This is a genomic window from Candidatus Woesearchaeota archaeon (genome assembly GCA_003694805.1).
In the GTDB taxonomy this organism is placed as follows: domain Archaea; phylum Nanobdellota; class Nanobdellia; order Woesearchaeales; family J110; genus J110.
Genome location: RFJU01000069.1, coordinates 1 through 16,319 on the forward strand (window position 1 = coordinate 1; position 16,319 = coordinate 16,319).

Consider the following 16,319-nt stretch of genomic DNA (forward strand, 5'->3'; position numbering starts at 1 on the left):
ATTGTACGGTTTTTTGTTGTCATCTGTTTGTTGGTGGATGTTTGAAAAGCTCATTGCTTGATCGATAACGTTATCAATTTTTTGTACATAGCTTTCTATATCGACTAAATCTCGCATGTATTCAGCGGCGTCAAAGGCCTTTAAGGATGTCTTTATGGTAGAGATGTTCTTTGCAAGATTTTCGAGTTTTGTTTCTAGGTTGCCGAGTGCTTGTTGAGAAAGCGTTGTATTTGGCTCAAAGGAAGAAACGGCATTGTAAACATCTATGAATGATGACTCGAGAGAACCTACCGCTCCCGAGTCAATGCCCGAGGCAACTGCCGCCATTTTTTTCAACTTAAGGACCTTCGCTGCGATGACAGGTATGAATTGTCGAATTTCATGACGATATATTTTTTCCAGCCTCGCGGTTTGTTCTGCCCTTGCAACCCTCCCAGCTAAATTAGCCGCCTTCTCTCTTAATTCTCTTTCTTTTCTTGCTTGGAGGAAGAGGAGCATGACTAAGGAGAGTTGTGAACTTGCATATTGAATAATCCTTCTCTGGAGATCAGGTAATGGTTTTTTTCCGTCATGGCCCTCAAAGTTTCGCAAAACTATTTGTGCAATGGGTTCGCCCCCAACATTTACTCCTTGATAGACTCTATGCCAGTACTCTTGAAACGATCCTGTCGTGTCTCCTATGAGAAAATTGTTGTCACGATGCCATCTTTTTTGTTGTTCATACGCGGATTGCTCTTCTCCCTTTTGCCTGGCCTCTTGTAAAGAGGATAGAAGTCCTTGAAAGTACGTTCGGAGGTTGGTGAGTTCCTCTTGGATTTTTTCTTCTTTCTCTTTGGAAGTGGTCTCCTTTAGTGTGCTAAGGAGGTTTTTCCTTCTGATTTTGTATTGCCTCAAGATTTCTCTTGCTTCTTCTTCGAATGGGAAGTGAGGTAGTTTTCCTTCTTCGGCTAGTTTGTGCATATCTTGTGCATTGTCGTACGTCTCGATGGTGTGTGCTTTACCTTCGAAAATCGCTCGTGTTGCTCCGGATGTCCTGCTTATTTCATAGAGAAACGGCTTCATGAATGCTTTTGCATTATCGGTTTGGTCTGTGCTTGCCAACATTCGCTCAAATTTTGCATTGGGGATTTCTTCTTTGTAAGGTATTGTCCCGTCGGGAAGTGATCTGACAAGAATCCATCCTGATTGTGCTCCTGTATGCGTTCTTAAAAAGAGGAGTATGTTATTCATGTCTTCAAGAAGGGTTTCTTCATTGTAGTTTTCGAGCCGATTATATATTGTTTCTGCTAATTGCAAGCTCCCTTTAAGAAGGACTTCTAGTTGTCGGTTGAGCGCTGCTTGATCCTCGACCTTGTCTTCAAGGCGAGCAATTTCGTCGGCTCGCTCTTTAAGTTCTGCTTCTTTGGCGTCCAAATCTGCCTGTGTTTTCCGCAAAAGCTTCTCTAAATTCACCATCAATAAGTAGCAATATAAAATCATTTATAAATTTTTTGCTGGTTGCAAGGACACAATTAAGCGACGTGAAGAACCAAATATTCTGGTATAGGACTTAAAATTAGCAATTTTAGCTGATTTCATTAAAGAAGCTACGCTCCTTTCATCGTGGAGGTAGAGCCAAAGCACCTTTCCTTTATATACCCCGCTTTGAACGATGTGCTTATCTTTTCCATAAACAACATTCCCTTGAGAAGCAACAAAAGGCAAATACGCCAGGTCTAAAAATGCTCTTCCCTTCGGTCGAAGAACCCGAACAAACTCTCTGAGAGCACGAACTTGCATCTCTTTCTGAAGAAGATGATTAAAAGAAGACCACATGCAAAAAACACGATCAAAGCACTTGTCAGGATACGGCAGGCGTTCCATCGTTCCCAAACGCACAGAAATTTTTATTCCCTTCTTTCTTGCAATTGCCTTGGCGTGCCTCAACAAGTTCTTTGATGAATCAACACCTTCAACAGCATAGTTTCTTGCGCGAAGAGGAATGAGGTGACGCCCTTCACCACAAGCCACATCCAATATTTTATGCTTTTTATTGCAGTGACGAAAAACAAACCTTAAATCATCGCGACTCTGATCCTGGTCAATCGCTCCTAAGAGCGCTCCTTGAGGAAGATATTCGTAGAAATCTGGCATACTACTTCACAACATAACAAGACAAAAATAAAAAAAATCGTTCGTCGTTAGTGATGTGTAAAGAGCTTGCTGCTGCCCGCCATTGAAGCATCGCCGAAGCTGATTTGCGCAAAGCCCGTATCCTTAATGCTTTCTAGGTCAATGACTGCGATGACTTTTTTGCAGTGGGGGCATTTGAACTTTTGGACTTTTGCTTTTTTCTTGACAGCTTTTTTCTTGGCTGGCTTCTTTTTTGCTGCTTTCTTCTTGGTTGCCCTTTTCTTCGTTGACTTTTTCTTTGTCGCTTTCTTTCGAGTTGCCATGTTTGCACCTTGTTTTTTTTATGGTTTTTGTTGCGTCCTTCTTTGAAGGCCAGAATATTTAAACTTTGTTGTTTTCTTTGTATGGACGGACCGGGATTTGAACCCGGGGCCTCTGCCTTGCGAAGGCAGCGTTCTACCAGGCTGAACTACCCGCCCTGACTCGGTTGCGTTAGGAGAGGCGTTTGCTTTTTAAGGTTTGTTTTGTGAGGCGGGACGTGATGGCTTGCCTGTCGCTCCAGACGACTGCGAGGAAGAGTCCGGTGGCGTACGCGATGATGATGGCCGTGGTTGGCGCGGTAAGCTGGCGCGTGGTGGTTGCAAGGAACGTGTTGAGGAGTTTGGAGAGGACGGCTGCGAAGACAAAGGCGCTTGTTGGAACGAAGAGCCAGTCGTAGAGGACGGTGCGGTGTTCTGCTTTGTTGAGGTGTTGGATGATCCAGCAGAAGAGTGCGCCGAAAAGGAGGCCGAGGGAGAAGCTGATGAGTGGCGCCGCCCATGGGGGGAGGAGGATGATGAATGCGATGATGAGGAAGTAGGTGGTGAAGTAGTTCCCGACGATGAAGAGCAGGAGGCTTACGAGGAGGAAGTATTTGTTGTGATGGAGATGGCGTTGGCGGATGATGCTTTGGAAGAAGAGTGTTTGGTTGATGGCGAAGATGATGAGGAAGATTGCTGCTTCGATGAGGTGGCCTACTTCTCCGAAGAAGAGCGCGTTGCGGATGTCGTTGACGGCGCCGATGAAGAGGCGCAAGAGGATGGGGATGGTGTATGCTGCGAGGACGTAGAAGAGTAAGCCGTAGCCGAGGAGGTGGAATGCGGCGTAGGTGCGAACGAGCCACCATTCCCGGGGGTGGTCGAGGATGGGTCCTTGGTGCCATCCTTTGAGGGGTTTGTGTATCCATTGGGTGAGCCAGGCGCGTGCTTTGTCGTGGAGGTTGGCTACGCCGAAGAAGTTCTCGATCGCGTAGTACATGTCTGTGCGCAAAAAGAAAAAGAACTGCCAAGCTATGCCGAGGAGTTCGAGGATGGCGACGTAGCGCAGGAACGCTGCAATGCCGGGGTGTGTTGCGGCGACGAAGGGTGCGAGGGTGATGGCGAGGGCGCCGATGAAGATGTCGTTTGCGATGCCGGCGAGAATGACGCGGTAGCGTTCTTTCCGAGGAAGCGTGTAGAGATTGGTAACGTCGGTGATGAAGACGAGGTAGTGGGCTCTTGTGGTGACGCCGAAGGTTGCGTTGATGCCTCTGCTCTTCGCGGCGAGGAAGTGCCAGAGTTCGTGGAGGAAGACGAAGAAGATGCTGAAGAAGAATGAGAGGATGAGGAGGAGGAAGGTGCTTTGGGTGAAGAAGAAGTCTTCAAACTTCGGGAAGGCTGCTTTCCCTGTGAGGAGTAGCGCGACTGCTGTGAGGACGACGAGCCACCAGAGTGCCAGGACGGGTCGTGAGAAGAGCCACGCGACGCGCCGTTGAGTGAGTCCGGGAAGGATGTTCTTGACGTGTTTGTGTCGCTTGTCAAAAATGCGTTTGCCATCGATGGCGCTAATGTAGCCGTGGTCGATCACGGAGTGGACGAAGGCGCGAACGTCGTAGTCGCCGTAGCGTTTCTTGATGCGGTTTTCAATTTCGTGAATGCGAAGGCCGCGATCGAGGAGTTTGAGGACGTCGACGCCGACGCGGGGGATGAGAACGTAAACTTCTGTTTCTGGTCTGCCGACAATGTAGCCTTCTTTGTCTTTTCTGATGACTAAGGCGTGGAGTTTGCAGGTGGTGTCCCCTCGTATGTGGTGAAAGTGGCGCGCCATGGTTTGCCGTGTGCTTGTATGTTCGTGCTCTTCGTGTTCCTAAAAAAAAGAGCATTTAAAAGTGTTGTGGCATTGGGGGATTGAGCGTCTCGTTGCTTGCCCTTGAACCGGTTCTTTCCATGCCGTGAGCATCATTCGTGGTTTTGACGCTTGGCTGTGTTCGACGGTTGAATGCGTTGTTGGTGGGATGCTGTTTCGTTGCCGGTTTTGGCAACAACACCCGGCTGGCACTATTGCTAAAAAATCAAAAGCTTCCCTTGTCAAAACAATGTTTTGATACCTGAAGAGAACGTTTAAATAGCTTGGACGTCTTTTCTTGCTCGAAAGCAATGAGTGTTGATGCCACGTTTGTTATTTTGGGAGCCACGGGGGACTTAGCCAGGCGCAAGCTCATCCCGGCATTGTATCGCCTCGTGCTTGACGGCCACGTGCGATCGTTTCACGTTGCGCTGGCTGCGAGGAGGCGTGTTGCCGTGCAAGAGGTGCTTGGAGGTGCGCTTCCCTTTATTGGCGAGGTTGAGAGTCGCGCATGGAACCGGCTCAGTAAGAACGCGTCTTATCATGTTGTTGACTTCGAAAAAGGCGAAGGTTTTGAAGATCTTTGCTCGTCCATTGCAAAGAAGAAAGGCGTGCGGGTTTTTTACCTCGCAACGTTGCCGGAACATTTTGAGAAGATTACAAAGAGTTTGAAGCAGTCCGGATCGGTTCGTCCTGAGGACCGCGTCATGTTCGAAAAGCCGTTTGGGCATGACCGCTCTTCTGCGAGGAAGCTCAACAGCGTGCTCCATTCGTTGTTTTCAGAGCGGCAGCTCTTCCGCGTTGATCATTACTTGGGCAAGGAACTGGTTGAAAACATTGTTGTTCTCCGATTTGCAAACAAGGTGTTCGGCCCGTTGTGGAACCGGAACGGTGTGGAGTCAATTCAAGTCATCCTGAGCGAAACGGTCGGCATGGAGGGACGGCGCGGCTCTTTTTATGATCGGCAAGGCGCGCTAAGGGATGTTGTGCAAAGTCATATGCTCCAGCTTCTCGCGCTGGTCACGATGGACGAGCCCGCATCTTTGCAAGGTGATTCGCTGCGAATGGCAAAGGCCGCCATCCTTGCAAAGCTTCGTGTAAAAGACGTTTTGTTAGGGCAGTATGAAGGGTACATTAGAGAAGCGGGCGTTGCCAAGGCGTCTCGCACAGAAACGTTTGCCGCCTTGCATCTCGAGCTGCAGCACCCTTCTTGGCGCAGGGTTCCTCTCTTGCTCGTGACCGGGAAGTGCTTGGACAAAAAAGAAACCGCTGTTCACATCAGCTTTCGGAGAGTTCCGTGCCGTTTTGCATCGTGCCCTGAAGAAACGAACGCCGTATCCATTCATGTTCAGCCGAAACCTCAGGTCGTGCTCACGCTGAATGCGAAAGTGCCGGGGTTGGACGGCGGCATCGCTCCAGTCCCGCTCGCGTTTGACTACGAGTACGCGTTCGGGCCGAACACGCCTGTCGCGTACGAAACCTTGCTCCTCAGCGTCCTTCATGGCCGCAACGAAACCTTCGTGCATGCGCGGGAAGTGGATGAGTCTTGGCGCGTGATTGACGCTGCACGGAGGCTTCCTGCTCGGATTCACCACTACAAGAAAGGCAGCTCGGGCCCGCTCGCTCTTCGGGTGTGGAAGCGAAGCAAGCAGGTGAGGTGGAAGATATGAACTCGAAAGGCAGTAGTTCTAGAAAGAAAAAGAGAGACGCGAGCCCGGCGGCTCCGAAGACGTTGACGAGGAGAAGCGGGCGCGTTGGATTCATTGGCATGGGCAGGATGGGCGGAAATATGGCGTTGAGCCTTCTTGAGAAGGGATGGCGGTTGGTCGTCTTTGATCGTGACGAGAAAAGCAAGGCCGGCATTGTCAAGGCAGGCGCGGCAGGTGCTAGTAGCGTGCCCGGCCTCGCTGCTGCGTTGAAGAAGCCCCGGGTCGTGTGGATTATGGTGCCTGCGGGCAAGCCCGTTGACAGCGTCATTGCTGAGCTCCTGCCTGTTTTGGAGCCGGGCGACCTCGTCATTGACGGAGGAAACTCTTTTTTTCAAGATTCGCAAAGAAGGGAGCGTTTGCTGAAGAGGCGTGGCGTGCACTTCCTCGATGTTGGAACGAGTGGCGGTGTTGACGGTGCTCGCCGCGGCGCGTGCATGATGATTGGAGGAGAGAAGCGCGCGTTTGAGCAAGTCGAGCTTCTCTTTCGCGACTTGTGTGTGAAGGACGGGTACGGCTTCGTAGGAGGGCCTGGTGCGGGGCACTTCATAAAAATGGTTCATAACGGAATTGAGTATGGCATGATGGCCGCTATTGCTGAGGGGCTTGAAGTAGTGAAGCAGGTTTCAGGCACGTTCCATATTGATTTAGGAGAGGTTGCCAAGGTGTACGCGCACGGGAGCATTATTGAGAGCAAGCTCATGACGTGGACGTTTGAGAGCATCAAGGAAGAAGGCTTTCTTGAGGGCATTGCTGGCTCGGTTCCGAAAGGCGAAACAGAGGACGAAATGGCTTTTTTGGAAAAAATGGGTGGCTTGACGGTGCTCGCCGCGGCGCGCAAGCTCCGGGTGGCTTCGAGAAAGAAGCCGTCTTTTGCTGGAAAGCTCATGGCAGCGATGCGTAACAAGTTTGGCGGGCATGCTGTGAAGAAAAAAAGATGATGAAGAAAAAAAAGAAAGACGTTTTTGAACATGGCAATGAATTTGGAGAATGTGAATGAAAAAAAGGCGAGTGGCGAGTACGACATCATCGTGATCGGTGCAGGCTCGGGCGGGCTCAACATTGCTGGTTTCATGAACCGTGCGGGCTTTCGCACATTGCTTATTGACAGGAGTGACGAGAACATTGGCGGGGATTGTTTGAACTTCGGATGCGTTCCGAGCAAAGCACTCCTGCACGTTGCGCGGTTGTGTAAAGCCGCGAGGGAGGCGAAGCGGTATGGCTTGTCCGTTTCCGGAAATGCCTCCTTGGCGAAGGCGATGGCGCACGTGAAGGCAAGTCAAGACACGATTAGGCAGCATGAGAATGCAGAGTATTTTCGCCGGCTCGGAATGGATGTTGTGCTCGGCTCGGCCCGCTTTGCAGGGAAGCGAAGCGTCGTGGTTGGTGGCAGGGTGTTTCGGGGGAGGAAGATTGTGCTCGCGACAGGGAGCAGGCCGCGGATGCTTTCCGTGCCCGGCCTGGAGACGGTTCCTCACTTCACGAACGAAACAATTTTCGGGCTCAAGCGCTTGCCGAGGCGTTTCCTCGTCGTAGGTGGCGGGCCCATTGGTGTCGAGCTTGGCCAGGCGTTTGCGCTGCTCGGCTCGGAGGTGACGATTCTTGAGCGTGGCGAGCAGTTCCTGCCCAAGGAGCGAGGCGACCTTACTGCCTTGCTGAGAAAACAATTGGAGAAAGACGGGGTGCGGGTGCTCTTCAACGCGTCGGTTGAGCGTTTCGTGCCGAAGAGGGGCGTGTTTGAAGCGCTCGTTCGCATAGGAGGACAGCAAAAGAAGAGCGCAACGTTGCACGTGCCCTTCGACGCGGTCTTGGTGAGTATTGGGCGCGAGCTCAACATTACCGGCCTCGACCTCCAAAAAGCAGGTATTGCACTTGATCCTTCAGGAAGAAAGCTTGTTGTTGACGAGTACCTTCGCACAACGAACAAAGACGTGTTTGTGTGCGGCGACGTGGCAGGCGGGTACTTGTTCACGCATGCCGCAGAGCTTCATGCACGGGTTATCCTCAGCAACATCTTCAAGCCGCGCCTGTTGTGGAGCAAGCTCTCCTACGATCATTTCGCGTGGGTGACGTACACGTCGCCCGAGATTGCAACCTTCGGACTCTCTGAAGACGCGCTTAAGAAGCGGGGCGTTTCGTTTAAGACGTTAGCAATGGATTTTTCGGATGACGACCGGTCCATCACGGACGAGGCGACGGAAGGGAAGCTCGTGATCTTTCTTGGAACGCGAGGGAGAAAGAAGGGGCGCATCCTTGGCGGCTCAATCGTCGCGCAGAACGCGGGGGAGCTGGCTCAAGAGCTCATCTTGGCTATGACGACGCGAACCCCGGTGAAAGCGCTCTTTGGCAAGACCTACCCGTACCCAACAGCCAGCAGGGTTAATCGGCAGGTCATCGCGAAAGATTTTGCCGGGAAGCTCACTCCGTTCGTGAAGCGCGTGCTTCACTTGTTGTACCGGTGAGGGCGTGCCAAAGCGTGTGCCGTGCAGGGTCCAGAAGCAAAGGAGGTGGCCGGCAAGGAGATCACCATGCGCGTGTCATACGATGAGGGCGTCATAAGGAGGGTGGACGTATGAAACGAGGAGTTATCGTTTACGAGGCAAGGACGAAAGAAGATCTTTGGAAGCGCGCAGCGAGGGAGCTCGCCTCATTCATAAGGGACACCGTCGACGAGCGGGGAACGTGCATTCTTGCTTTGTGCGGCGGGAGGAGTGCTCCTGGTGTCTTTACGTATTTGCGGTCGGAGGAAGGCGTGCCATGGAGAACGGTTCATATCTTCCTCGTTGACGAGCGCCTCGTCCCCTTACATCATAAAGAGAGCAACGCCCGCCTCTTGAACGAGCACCTCACAAGCCCGCTCGTGAACGAAGGCGTGCTTGACGATGCACAAGTGCACGTGTTTCGGCAAGAAAGCGGAGTGGAAGGGTATGCTCGCTCGCTTCAAGCACGTGGTGGGCGCTTCGACGTTGTCTTGCTCTCTGCGGGGGAAGACGGGCACGTCGCCGGCCTCTACCCGAATCATCACTCGGTTGAAGATGAGGCCGACTTCTTCATTACTATGCACGACAGCCCCAAGCCTCCCCGGGCGAGGATGAGTGCTTCTCGCAAGCTTTTAGAGCGCTCTGGAAGAGCAGTGGTGCTCTTCTCAGGAGTTGAGAAAAGGCGTGCTTTCAAGCGTTTTCAGGAAGAGCAGGTTCCGGTCAAGGAATGTCCTGCAAAGGTGGTGATGAAGGCGGGTGCGTGCTCCGTGTTCGTGACTGATGCAGGGTAGTGCTCGCAGGCAGACCCTGAGCGCTGAAGCATTGGGCAAACGGCTGTAGACCTGTTCTGAGGGGAAAAAGTTTTAAGGAGATGGAGTATTCTCCTTGGAGTGATGACGAAAAACGAAGGTGTTGAGAACCCTGCGGGCGTGTACGTATTCACGACGTCGTGCGGCCGGCGGGAAGTCACCGTGCCGGAGCAGGTGTTGCACGTTTTGGGGAGGGGCGTGCCGACGCTCGAGTGGCTCGTGACGCACGAGCGGCGAGTCGCGCACGACAGGGGAAGCTTGCGAGAGATTATGAGTCAGCTGCACAAGCGCTACCTTGACCATACGGCGTTTCCCGTCCGGGGCAGCCGCCTTTTATCAAAGGAGGGATCGGTCGTGCTCGATATTGACGCGCGGGAGAACGCGTTTTCCATTTTCAAATTCTTGCATTATGCCATGAGTAGGAAGCAAGATATTTACATTTCCTACTGCTCCGATGTGCATCGGTGAGTGAACGGCGCCCGCTTGAAAAAGAAAAAAGGGAGGGGCCGGGAGAAAAGGTTTTTTGAGGCTTTGAAGCGTTCTCCTTGGTAATGCTAGCCGGGCAGGCCCCACCTCACAGGTCTTCCTCGTTCACAAAGCTTATAAGTGAGTGTTGTGTGCCTTTGGCTTCTCGCCCTTTTGGCTGAAGCGGGTGTTTTTTTCAGAGAGGAAAAGGGTTGGAAAGGGCGATTTTGTTTGTTGCGAAGAAAAGGAGGCAGGCAGACCTATGAAACACATAGTTGTGAAGGGAGCGAGGGAGCATAATCTCAAAAACATTACTGTTACGCTACCCCGCAATTCATTCATCGTCGTGACTGGCTTGAGCGGGTCAGGGAAGTCGACGCTCGCGTTTGACACTATTTACGCTGAGGGCCAGCGCAGGTATGTTGAGTCGCTCTCTTCTTACGCACGCCAGTTCCTGGGATTAATGAGCAAGCCAGACGTGGACAGCATCGAGGGGCTCTCGCCTGCTATTAGTATTGATCAAAAGACAACGAGCAAGAATCCGCGTTCTACGGTCGGGACGGTGACGGAGATTTACGATCACTTGCGCCTTCTTTTTGCAAGGATTGGGACACCACACTGCCCGGAGCATGGCGTGCGTATCGAAGCGCAGTCGCCGGCAAAGATTGCCGAGAGGATCCGCAAAGAAATAGGAGGGGACGTGATCATTCTCGCCCCTCTCATTCGCCAAAAGAAAGGGACGTATGAGAAGGTCTTTGCCGACCTTGCCAGTGAGGGTTTTGTGCGTGCCAGGGTGAATGGGGCTATTGTGCGGACGAGCAACCCGCCCGTTCTCGAGCGCTACAAGAAGCACGACATTGACGTGGTGGTTGATCGATTAGATGTTGACGCTGATCCGTCACGTCTTGCCGAAGCTGTCGAGCTCGCCTTGCAAAAGGCAGAAGGCCTCCTTATCGTGCTGGACAAGAAGGGGAAGGAGCATTTGTTCAGCGCAAAGTTGGCGTGCCCCGTGTGCGGCCTCGCTTTTGAGGAGTTGCAGCCGAGGATGTTTTCCTTCAACTCCCCCTTCGGCGCGTGCGAGGCGTGCAGCGGGTTGGGCGTTAAAATGGAGTTTGACCCCGACCTTATCATTCCTGACAAGTCCTTGTGCATCGCAGAGGGGGCTGTGAAGGTGTACCGAAACGCTTTGGATGGGTGGAGGACGCAGTACCTCGCGGCTGTGGCAAAGCACTTCGGGTTTGACGTGCTAACACCCATTCGTGATTTAACGCCGCGCCAGTACAAAGCGCTTATGTTTGGCTCGGATGAGCGAATCCGTTTTCGCTTGCGTATGAAGAACGGAGAGGCGAATTGGTCCCACCAAGGAAGGTGGGAAGGTCTTGTTCCGCAGTGCGAGCGCTTGTACCATCAGACAAAGTCTGAGTATCGGCGAAAGGAGTTGGAGAAGTTCATGCGGACCTCGCCGTGCCCGTCTTGTAAGGGGCGGCGGCTTAAGGAAAAAGTTCTCGCTGTCAAGATTGCAGGGAAGTCCATTATTGATGTGACAGAGCTCTCCATTAAAGATTGCCTCGCGTTCATGAAGCGTCTTTCCCTCTCGAGAAAGGAAGCAATGATTGCTCGGCAGTTGCTCAAGGAGATCCGTGATCGGCTTTCCTTTCTTAACGAAGTCGGGCTGGGTTACTTGACGCTTTCGCGCAGTGCCGGAACGCTGAGCGGGGGGGAAGCGCAGCGTATCAGGCTCGCAACGCAGATCGGGAGCAATCTCACCGGCGTACTCTACATTCTTGACGAACCAAGCATCGGGTTGCACCAAAAGGATAATGCAAAGCTCATTCGGACCTTGCAGCACTTGCGCGATTTGGGCAACACCCTCATTGTTGTTGAGCACGATGAAGAAACTATTCGGAATGCGGACTTCTTGGTTGATATGGGCCCCGGCGCAGGAATTCACGGAGGGCGTATTGTCGCGCTGGGAACGCCCAAGCAGGTTGAGAGAAATGCGAAATCCTTGACCGGGCGGTATCTTTCCAGAAAGGAGCGCATTGACGTCCCGCCTGTGCGCAGGAAGCCAAAGGGTTTTTTGGTTCTGCGCGGGTGCAGGGAGCACAATCTCAAAAACATTGATGTGAAGGTTCCTTTGGGGACGCTCACGCTCGTGACGGGCGTTTCGGGGAGTGGGAAGTCGACGCTCGTGTACGACATCCTCTACAAGGCGCTGAAGGCGAAGCTTGGGCAGGGGAGGGAGCGCGCGGGTGAGCACGACGAGCTCGTCATTGATGGCGACGTGGACAAGGTCATCGTGATTGATCAAAGCCCTATTGGCAAGACGCCGCGGTCCAACCCTGCAACGTACACAAAGGTTTTTGATGAGATTCGGAGACTGTTCGCGAGTACGACTGAGGCGAAGGTGCGCGGGTACAAGCCAGGGCGGTTTAGCTTTAACCTGCCTGGCGGGCGGTGTGAGGCGTGCGAAGGTGACGGCCTCATTCGGATTGAGATGAATTTCTTGCCTGACGTGTACGTTGAGTGCGAGGAGTGCAAAGGTTTGCGCTATAATGAAGAGACACTGTCCGTTCGCTACAAGGAGAAGACCATTGCTGATGTGCTTTCAATGAGTGTGGAGGAAGCGTTGGGGTTGTTTAGGAACGTTCCTTCTGTTCGAACTAAACTTGAAACGCTTGCACGGGTAGGCTTGGAGTACATCACACTCGGTCAGCCTTCGACGACCCTGAGCGGGGGCGAGGCGCAGCGTATCAAGCTCACGCGCGAGCTTGCGAAGCGCGGGACGGGTAAGACTGTGTATTTGTTGGATGAGCCAACAACGGGCTTGCACTTCCACGATTGTAAAAAGCTCATAGCGGTTTTGCAGAGTTTGGTTGAGAAAGGAAATAGCGTTGTCGTCATTGAGCACAACCTTGATGTTATTAAGTCAGCGGATTACATCATCGACTTGGGGCCCGAGGGCGGTGATGGCGGAGGGCGCATCGTTGCGTCGGGGACGCCTGAAGCAGTGGCGAAGGTGAAGAGAAGCTACACTGGCGCGTACTTGGCGCCGCTTCTGAGAGAATGAATCGTTTGAGAACATGAAACAAAAGAGTGATCGGGGCAGCTGGAGTGTGCAAGACAAGGTTAGGCTCTTGCCAGACAAGCCCGGGTGCTATTTGTTCAAGGACAGGCAAGGCGTTATTATCTACGTTGGAAAGGCCAAGAGCCTCAAAAAGCGTGTTTCGTCGTATTTCTCTAGTCGAATGCTCGACCCAAAGACGCAAGCATTGATTTCCTCCATTGTCGATGTTGACTTCATCGTCACCAACAGCGAGGTTGAAGCGTTGCTTCTTGAGGAGACCTTGATTAAGCGCCATCAGCCAAAGTACAATATTGACTTAAAGGATTCTAAGCGTTACGCCTTCATTCAGGTGACGAACGAGCCCTTTCCTCGCCTCGTCACTGCGAGGAAAAAGGAAGGTAACGGGATTTTCATTGGCCCCTTTGTGTCGGGGTTTGACCGGTTACGTATCATGCAGGCAATTAATCGCGCTTGCAAGCTTCGCACGTGCAAGAAACTTCCTAAGCGTGCCTGCCTTCGCTTCCACGTGGGGCTTTGCAGCGCGCCGTGCATTGGCAAAATCTCGGAGGAAGAGTACAGGAAGAGTGTTCGGCTTGCTGAGAGTATTTTGCGCGGGGACGTGAAGAAGCTCTTGCCGAAACTCGAGGTTGAGATGAAAGAGCATGCCAGAGCGCTCCGTTTTGAGAAGGCAATGCTCATTCGAGACCAAATCGCGGCGGTGCATGCGTTAGAAGAGCGGCAGGTGATGCAACGCGCAACACCGTACGATGAAGACATTGTTAATTTTGTCGTGGACAAGGGCGTTGTTCATTTAGCATTGTTCCACGTGCATAAGGGAACATTGACAGGCAAGCAGAGTTTTGAGTTCGCATACAAAGACTCGTTCTTAGAGGAGTTCTTGGTGCAGTATTACAGCGAAGCTCGTGTGCCGAAGGTGTTGGTCGTTCCGCAAAGGGTTGGTGGGGCTTTGGAAGAGCACCTTTCGAGAAAGAGGGGCGGCACGGTGATTGTTTCTGTTCCGAGGGCGGGGGAGAAGAAGGTTTTGCTCGGGCTCGTCAGGAAAAACATCGAGCTCTCTGTTTTCAGAAACAAAAAGGCTCTTGAGGCGTTGCAGAAAGAGTTGAGCTTGGGAGAAGTCCCTTCCGTTATTGAGTGTTTTGACATCTCGCACATGAGTGGAGCATCAACCGTTGGTTCAATGGTTCATTTCAGGTTTGGATTGCCGGACAAGTCGCAGTACCGCAGATTTCGCATACGGTCTGTCGAAGGCGTTGATGACGTTCGGTCCATTGCCGAAGTCGTGAAGAGAAGGTATGCCAGGCTCAAGAAAGAAGCTGCAGCACTCCCCAATCTTATTGTGATTGACGGAGGAAAAGCTCAATTGGGTGCGGCGCTGGCCTCCCTCAAGGAGCTTGGTCTTCGCGTCCCGGTCGTTGGCTTGGCGAAGCGTTATGAAGAAGTGTACGTTCCTGGTTTGAGGAATCCTTTGCGTCTTGAGCGGAGAAGCGAAGCGTTGAAGCTGCTGCAGCGCGTGAGGGATGAGGCGCACAGGTTCGCACACGCCTACAACGCTTTGCTGAGAAAAAAAGCGCTTGTTGGAAGTGGCGCCTCGCGCACGACCCCAAAAAAAGCAGTTGTTAGTCGAAAAAAAACAAAAAACAAGAGCGTCTTGAAAAAAACAGGAGATGAGATCTCTTAGGGAGTGATTATGAAAAAGAGCGGTTTGAACAAGAAAAAGACGCGGGTTGAGCGAGAAGGAGTTCTTGGAGGTTCTCCGTTTGAACTGGTAACGAACTTGCGGCCGCGCGGTTCTCAGCCACAGGCGATTGCACGCCTTGTTGAGGGGTTCAGGAAGGGGCTTTGCCAGCAAACGTTGCTCGGCGTGACGGGTTCGGGAAAAACGTTTACCATGGCCAACGTAATCGCGCAGTTAGGAAAGCCTACCCTAGTACTCTCCCATAATAAGACATTAGCAGCGCAGCTCTATGGCGAATTCAAAGAACTGTTTCCTAAAAACAGAGTTGAGTTTTTTGTTTCGTACTATGATTATTACCAGCCGGAGTCGTACATTCCAAGCAAGGACCAATACATTGAGAAAGATGCGCAGATTAATCCGCGTATTGAACAAATGAGACTCTCCGCGACGGCGTCGCTTCGGTCCCGGCGCGACGTCATTGTTGTTTCTTCCATCTCTTGCATTTACGGCTTGGGGAATCCAGAGTTTTACGAGGACGTTGGTTTTGAAATCGTTGTTGGGGAGCGTGTTGCGCGAAAAGCGTTTTTGCAGCGCTTGGTTGAAGCGCAGTATGAACGGGGGGATGTCGAGCTCATCCCTGGACGGTTTCGCGTGAAAGGGGATGTTGTTGACATCATCCCTAGTTATCAGAATAACATTATTCGTGTCGAGTTCTTCGGTGACGAGGTGGAGCGGATTTGTGAGGTGGAGAAGACGTCAGGGAAGGTTTTGGCTTCTTTGAAGTATTTTTTTGTGTACCCGGCTCGGCATTTCGTCATGCCAAAAGAAATAGTCGACGAGGCGATTGCGGAGATTAAAAAAGAGCTTGATGAGCGGCTTCCGGAACTAGGTGTTGTCGAGGCTCACCGCCTCAAGCAGCGAACACTCTACGATATTGAGATGATTGAAGAAACAGGGTACTGCAAAGGTATTGAGAACTACTCGCGTTTTTTTGAGAAGCGAAAAAAAGGGGAGCGGCCTTACTGTCTCCTCGATTATTTTCCTGATGATTTTCTCATGATTATTGATGAATCTCACCAGACGCTCCCACAGGCGAGGGCGATGTATAACGGAGATTATGCGAGGAAAAAGTCGTTGGTTGACTACGGCTTCCGCCTCCCGAGCGCGTTTGATAATCGCCCGCTCACGTTTGCTGAGTTCGAACAATTCATGAAGTGTGTGCTCTACGCTTCTGCGACGCCGGGAGAGTACGAGCTTGAGCATTCGAAAGCAGTGGTTGAACAGATTATTCGCCCGACAGGACTGGTTGATCCCTTGGTTGAGGTTCGTCCTACGAAGAATCAGATTGTTGACGTGAAGCAAGAGATCGCGCGGGCGGTGAAGCGAGGGGATAGGGTGCTTCTTACGACGTTGACGAAAAAGCTTGCTGAGGAGCTCTCCGAATTTCTTGCTGAGGAGGGGGTTTCGACGAGGTATTTGCATAGTGAGATTGACACGCTTGAGCGAACTGAAATTATTCGGGAGTTGCGCTTAGGGTCGTTTGATGTCTTAGTCGGGATTAACCTGCTCAGGGAGGGGTTGGACATTCCTGAGGTCGGTTTTATTGGTATTTTGGACGCCGACAAGGAGGGTTTTTTGCGGGATACGCGAAGCTTGATTCAAATCATTGGGAGAGCGGCGAGAAATCCGCATTCCTTGGTGGTTCTCTATGCTGATACTGTTACTGAGTCAATGAGGCGCGCGATTGAAGAGACGAAGCGAAGACGAGCGTTGCAGCTTGCATACAACAAGGAGCACGGCATCACTCCTCAAAAAATTGTCAAGCCAGTCAGGAAGAAAGAA

Annotated in this window: 12 protein-coding genes and 1 tRNA gene; 9 read left to right on the plus strand and 4 right to left on the minus strand. The window is 52.0% G+C overall.

Annotated features, from left to right (window positions below):
• Both D6783_02575 and D6783_02580 read right to left on the minus strand, forming a co-directional pair.
• The coding region (locus D6783_02575; GenBank protein ID RME53207.1) for a hypothetical protein at nucleotides 1–1,455 on the minus strand (1,455 nt) is incomplete at its 3' end.
• Between the two features lie 24 nt (nucleotides 1,456–1,479).
• Nucleotides 1,480–2,133 (minus strand): class I SAM-dependent methyltransferase, encoded by a 654-nt coding sequence (locus D6783_02580; protein ID RME53208.1) that lies wholly within the window; start codon nucleotides 2,131–2,133, stop codon nucleotides 1,480–1,482.
• Between the two features lie 150 nt (nucleotides 2,134–2,283).
• On the opposite strand from D6783_02580, the gene D6783_02585 reads away from it, so the two are divergent.
• Entirely contained in the window at nucleotides 2,284–2,481 is a 198-nt protein-coding gene (locus tag D6783_02585; GenBank protein RME53209.1) for a hypothetical protein, read from the plus strand.
• 36 nt (nucleotides 2,482–2,517) lie between these two features.
• Here D6783_02585 and D6783_02590 read toward each other — a convergent pair.
• Together D6783_02590 and D6783_02595 are read right to left on the minus strand one after the other, a co-directional pair.
• Nucleotides 2,518–2,591: transfer RNA gene (locus tag D6783_02590), tRNA-Ala, on the minus strand.
• 13 nt (nucleotides 2,592–2,604) lie between these two features.
• Nucleotides 2,605–4,236 (minus strand): hypothetical protein, encoded by a 1,632-nt coding sequence (locus D6783_02595; GenBank protein ID RME53210.1) that lies wholly within the window; start codon nucleotides 4,234–4,236, stop codon nucleotides 2,605–2,607.
• Nucleotides 4,237–4,565: 329 nt separating this feature from the next.
• Here D6783_02595 and zwf point away from each other — a divergent pair, with 329 nt between their 5' ends.
• The 8 genes from zwf to uvrB all read left to right on the plus strand — a co-directional run.
• Complete coding sequence (gene zwf, locus D6783_02600) at nucleotides 4,566–5,924, plus strand: glucose-6-phosphate dehydrogenase (GenBank protein ID RME53211.1); 1,359 nt, start codon at nucleotides 4,566–4,568, stop codon at nucleotides 5,922–5,924.
• Entirely contained in the window at nucleotides 5,921–6,901 is a 981-nt protein-coding gene (gene gnd, locus D6783_02605) for a decarboxylating 6-phosphogluconate dehydrogenase (protein ID RME53217.1), read from the plus strand. The genes zwf and gnd overlap by 4 nt, the downstream gene beginning before the upstream one ends.
• A 30-nt stretch (nucleotides 6,902–6,931) precedes the next feature.
• On the plus strand, nucleotides 6,932–8,422 hold the full coding sequence (locus D6783_02610) for an NAD(P)/FAD-dependent oxidoreductase (protein ID RME53212.1): 1,491 nt from the start codon (nucleotides 6,932–6,934) through the stop codon (nucleotides 8,420–8,422).
• 110 nt (nucleotides 8,423–8,532) lie between these two features.
• Entirely contained in the window at nucleotides 8,533–9,231 is a 699-nt protein-coding gene (pgl, locus tag D6783_02615) for a 6-phosphogluconolactonase (GenBank protein ID RME53213.1), read from the plus strand.
• A 102-nt stretch (nucleotides 9,232–9,333) separates the two neighbouring features.
• Nucleotides 9,334–9,717 (plus strand): hypothetical protein, encoded by a 384-nt coding sequence (locus tag D6783_02620; protein ID RME53214.1) that lies wholly within the window; start codon nucleotides 9,334–9,336, stop codon nucleotides 9,715–9,717.
• A gap of 259 nt (nucleotides 9,718–9,976) precedes the next feature.
• Nucleotides 9,977–12,784 carry an excinuclease ABC subunit UvrA gene (gene uvrA / locus D6783_02625; protein ID RME53218.1) on the plus strand — a complete coding sequence of 936 codons (2,808 nt, stop codon included), beginning with the start codon at nucleotides 9,977–9,979 and terminating at the stop codon, nucleotides 12,782–12,784.
• A gap of 13 nt (nucleotides 12,785–12,797) precedes the next feature.
• Nucleotides 12,798–14,480, plus strand: coding sequence for an excinuclease ABC subunit C (locus D6783_02630; GenBank protein RME53215.1), 1,683 nt, complete (start codon nucleotides 12,798–12,800; stop codon nucleotides 14,478–14,480).
• A 9-nt stretch (nucleotides 14,481–14,489) separates the two neighbouring features.
• On the plus strand, nucleotides 14,490–16,319 hold a 1,830-nt coding region (gene uvrB, locus D6783_02635; protein RME53216.1), incomplete at its 3' end, for an excinuclease ABC subunit UvrB.

Bases quoted from the DNA above. Each gene is read 5' to 3' on its own strand.
- D6783_02580 (RME53208.1), bottom strand. From the start codon at position 2,133: ATGCCAGATTTCTACGAATATCTTCCTCAAGGAGCGCTCTTAGGAGCG.
- D6783_02585 (RME53209.1), top strand. From the start codon at position 2,284: ATGACTTTTTTGCAGTGGGGGCATTTGAACTTTTGGACTTTTGCTTTT.
- D6783_02595 (RME53210.1), bottom strand. From the start codon at position 4,236: ATGGCGCGCCACTTTCACCACATACGAGGGGACACCACCTGCAAACTC.
- zwf (RME53211.1), top strand. From the start codon at position 4,566: ATGAGTGTTGATGCCACGTTTGTTATTTTGGGAGCCACGGGGGACTTA.
- gnd (RME53217.1), top strand. From the start codon at position 5,921: ATGAACTCGAAAGGCAGTAGTTCTAGAAAGAAAAAGAGAGACGCGAGC.
- D6783_02610 (RME53212.1), top strand. From the start codon at position 6,932: ATGGCAATGAATTTGGAGAATGTGAATGAAAAAAAGGCGAGTGGCGAG.
- pgl (RME53213.1), top strand. From the start codon at position 8,533: ATGAAACGAGGAGTTATCGTTTACGAGGCAAGGACGAAAGAAGATCTT.
- D6783_02620 (RME53214.1), top strand. From the start codon at position 9,334: ATGACGAAAAACGAAGGTGTTGAGAACCCTGCGGGCGTGTACGTATTC.
- uvrA (RME53218.1), top strand. From the start codon at position 9,977: ATGAAACACATAGTTGTGAAGGGAGCGAGGGAGCATAATCTCAAAAAC.
- D6783_02630 (RME53215.1), top strand. From the start codon at position 12,798: ATGAAACAAAAGAGTGATCGGGGCAGCTGGAGTGTGCAAGACAAGGTT.